General features: G+C 73.3%; 3 protein-coding genes. All 3 read left to right on the top strand.

Going from position 1 to position 3,077, the window contains the following annotated elements; genetic code table 11:
* Nucleotides 1–1,059: amidohydrolase family protein (locus tag GT042_RS03460; protein ID WP_161307218.1), on the top strand; the 1,059-nt coding region annotated here is incomplete at its 5' end.
* Nucleotides 1,060–1,542: 483 nt separating this feature from the next.
* Nucleotides 1,543–2,310: a polyprenol monophosphomannose synthase gene (locus GT042_RS03455; RefSeq protein ID WP_161307217.1), complete on the top strand. Its 768-nt coding sequence runs from the start codon at nucleotides 1,543–1,545 to the stop codon at nucleotides 2,308–2,310.
* A 92-nt stretch (nucleotides 2,311–2,402) separates the two neighbouring features.
* Complete coding sequence (gene fxsA / locus GT042_RS03450) at nucleotides 2,403–3,008, top strand: FxsA family membrane protein (RefSeq protein ID WP_161307216.1); 606 nt, start codon at nucleotides 2,403–2,405, stop codon at nucleotides 3,006–3,008.
* The last annotated feature ends 69 nt before the right edge of the window (nucleotides 3,009–3,077 follow it).

The following is a 3,077-nucleotide window of genomic DNA, read 5'->3' as shown; positions in this document are numbered from 1 at the left end:
GCCGTCTCGCCCCGGCAGCGCGGCGAGGCCCAGCGCGCGGCCCGCCGCCACGCCGCCTCCCTCGGCATCGGCTCACTGCACGAATGCGCGGGACCCAACATCTCCGACGAGGACGACTTCACCGCCCTGCTGGCCCTGGCCGCCGAAGAACCGGGCCCCCGGGTCCACGGCTACTGGGCCGAGGCGATCACGGACGCGAAGGGCGCGGCCCGCGTACGCGGCCTCGGCGCCATTGGCGCGGCCGGTGACCTCTTCGTGGACGGCTCCCTCGGCTCCCACACGGCCCACCTGCGCGAGCCGTACGCCGACGCCCCCCACACCGGCACCGCCCACCTCGACGCCGCCACCGTCGCGGCCCACGTCACGGCGTGCACCGAGGCCGGTCTCCAGGCCGGTTTCCACGCCATCGGGGACGCCGCCGTCGGCGCCGTCGTGGACGGGGTGCGCGCCGCAGCCGAACGGCTGGGCCTGGCCCGCGTCCGGGCCGCCAGGCACCGCGTCGAGCACGCCGAGATGCTCGTCCCCGAGACGATCGCCGCCTTCGCCGAGCTGGGACTCACCGCCTCCGTCCAGCCCGCCTTCGACGCCGCGTGGGGCGGCGAGGACGGCATGTACGCCGAGCGGCTGGGCGCCGAACGGGCCCGGACGCTGAATCCGTACGCTGCCCTCCTGCGCGCGGGCGTCCCGCTCGCCTTCGGGTCGGACAGCCCGGTGACCCCGCTCGACCCCTGGGGCACGGTCCGCGCGGCGGCCTTCCACCGCACGCCCGGACACCGGATCTCGGTACGGGCCGCCTTCACCGCCCACACCCGCGGCGGCTGGCGGGTCCTCGGCCGCGACGACGCCGGTACGCTCGTGCCGGGCGCCCCCGCCGACTACGCCGTCTGGCGCACCGGCGCCCTGGTCGTCCAGGCCCCGGACGACCGGGTCTCGCGCTGGTCCACCGACCCCCGCTCGGGCACCCCCGGACTGCCCGATCTCACGCCGGGCGGACCGCTGCCGGAATGCCTGCGGACCGTTGTCGCCGGACAAACGGTGTTTGTGGGACCGAAAGAGTGACGTACGGACATTTCGTACCGCCGACCGATGCTTCCCGGCCTCCGCCGCGACCTGCGGATCTTCCCCACTGACCTGCTGATTTGGGTCAACACCGCAGGTCAAACGACTGTTGACAGTAAGCAGTCACCGGCGGGTAGGTTCGGCCGAGTCCACCACAGGACGTCCGTCCGGCAACCTCCGCGCAGTCGTCGAACGCCGCTGGGCCACGGGGCGGTGTGCCGCACCGGCGCACCTCCACTGGGAGCCAGGTCCAGCACCCGCGTCTCGGGGGCGAGGGATGGTTTCGGCCGGCCGGCAGGTGCGACCCGGGCGGGGTCCCGGCGTTCAGTAGACAACGGCTTTCGGTCGACCCGCAGCCAGCGGGTCCCAGGTCGGCCCGAAGGACGCCGGGTCCCGGTCCGTAGGTCCGCGATGCGGTGACCGGCGACCCTCACGTGCTCGCTAAGGTGGTGCCTCGGCGTACGGCGCGATTGAGGGGCAGCAGTGAACGACGGTGGTCAGAGGCGGTACGGCCCGCTCGGTAAAGCCTTGGTGATCATCCCGACCTACAACGAGGCCGAGAACATCAGGCCGATCGTCTCCCGGGTCCGCGCGGCGGTGCCCGAGGCCGACATCCTGATCGCCGACGACAACAGCCCGGACGGCACCGGCAAGCTCGCGGACGAGCTCGCCGCCGGGGACGGCCAGGTCCAGGTCCTGCACCGCAAGGGCAAGGAAGGGCTCGGAGCGGCCTATCTGGCGGGCTTCCGGTGGGGCATGGAGCACGGCTACGGCGTCCTGGTCGAGATGGACGCCGACGGCTCCCACCAGCCCGAGGAGCTACCCCGGCTGCTGACCGCGCTGAAGAGCGCGGACCTCGTCCTCGGCTCGCGCTGGATGCCGGGCGGGCGCATCGTCAACTGGCCCAAGAACCGGGAGTTCCTCTCCCGGGGCGCCAGCACCTACTCGCGGCTCCTGCTCGGGGTGCCCATCCGGGACGTCACCGGCGGCTTCCGCGCCTTCCGGGCCGAGACGCTGGAAGGACTCGGTCTCGCCGCCGTCTCCTCCCAGGGCTACTGCTTCCAGATCGACCTCGCCAGGCGCGCGGTCGAGGCCGGATTCACGGTCGTCGAGGTGCCGATCACGTTCGTGGAGCGCGAGGTGGGCGACTCCAAGATGAGCAAGGACATCGTCGTGGAAGCGCTCTGGAAGGTCACCGCCTGGGGCGTCGAGTCCCGGGCGAACCGCTTCCTCGGCCGCAAGCCCTCCTGAGGGCCGCGCCACGCCGCGCCACGGGCCTTCCGCCCGGCGCTTTTGATTGCTCCCATACGCCGTACCGACCCCCGCCCAGGCACACTGGAACCATGACGACCGGACATCCTGGCCCTCCCCGGACCCCGCCCCCGCGCTCCCGTGCCCGCACGCTGATCCCGCTGGGTCTCGCTCTGTGGGTGGTGCTGGAGATCTGGCTGCTGATCTTCGTCGCCGGGGTCTCCGGCGGCCTGACGATCCTCGCGCTGCTCGTCGGCGGGGCCGTGATCGGCGCGGTGGTCATCAAGAGCGCCGGCCGGCGGGCCTTCGCCAACCTGACCGCGACCCTCCAGCGCCAGCAGCAGGCGCAGCAGGCCGCCGGTCCGGAGGCCGTGGCGCCGCCGGAGGGGCACGGGTCCACCGGCAACGGCTTCCTGATGCTGGGCGGCCTGCTGATCATGATCCCGGGGCTGATCACCGATGTGCTCGGCCTGCTCCTCCTCGTCCCGTTCGTACGGAAGGCCCTGGGCCGGTACGCGGAGCGGTCGCTGGAGCGCCGGATGAGCGCCGTGGCGGCCCCCGGCAGCCTGGGCGACGCCTTCCAGCAGGCCCGGATGCGGCAGCCGGACGGCAAGGTCGTCCAGGGCGAGGTCATCCGGCACGACGAGCCGCCGCGCCCGCCGGAGGACAACGGCCCCCGGCCGCCCCTCTCCAAGTAACGAGGTCGTAGGGACAGCCGATGGGCCCGACACACGGTGCGGGACAGCCGATGGGCCCGGCACACGGTG

This window comes from Streptomyces sp. SID3212 (assembly GCF_009865405.1).
In the GTDB taxonomy this organism is placed as follows: domain Bacteria; phylum Actinomycetota; class Actinomycetes; order Streptomycetales; family Streptomycetaceae; genus Streptomyces.
The sequence above is the reverse complement of the archived record's forward strand: the minus strand, read 5'-3'. Positions and strand labels throughout refer to the sequence as shown.

Bases quoted from the DNA above. Each gene is read 5' to 3' on its own strand.
- fxsA (WP_161307216.1), top strand. From the start codon at position 2,403: ATGACGACCGGACATCCTGGCCCTCCCCGGACCCCGCCCCCGCGCTCC.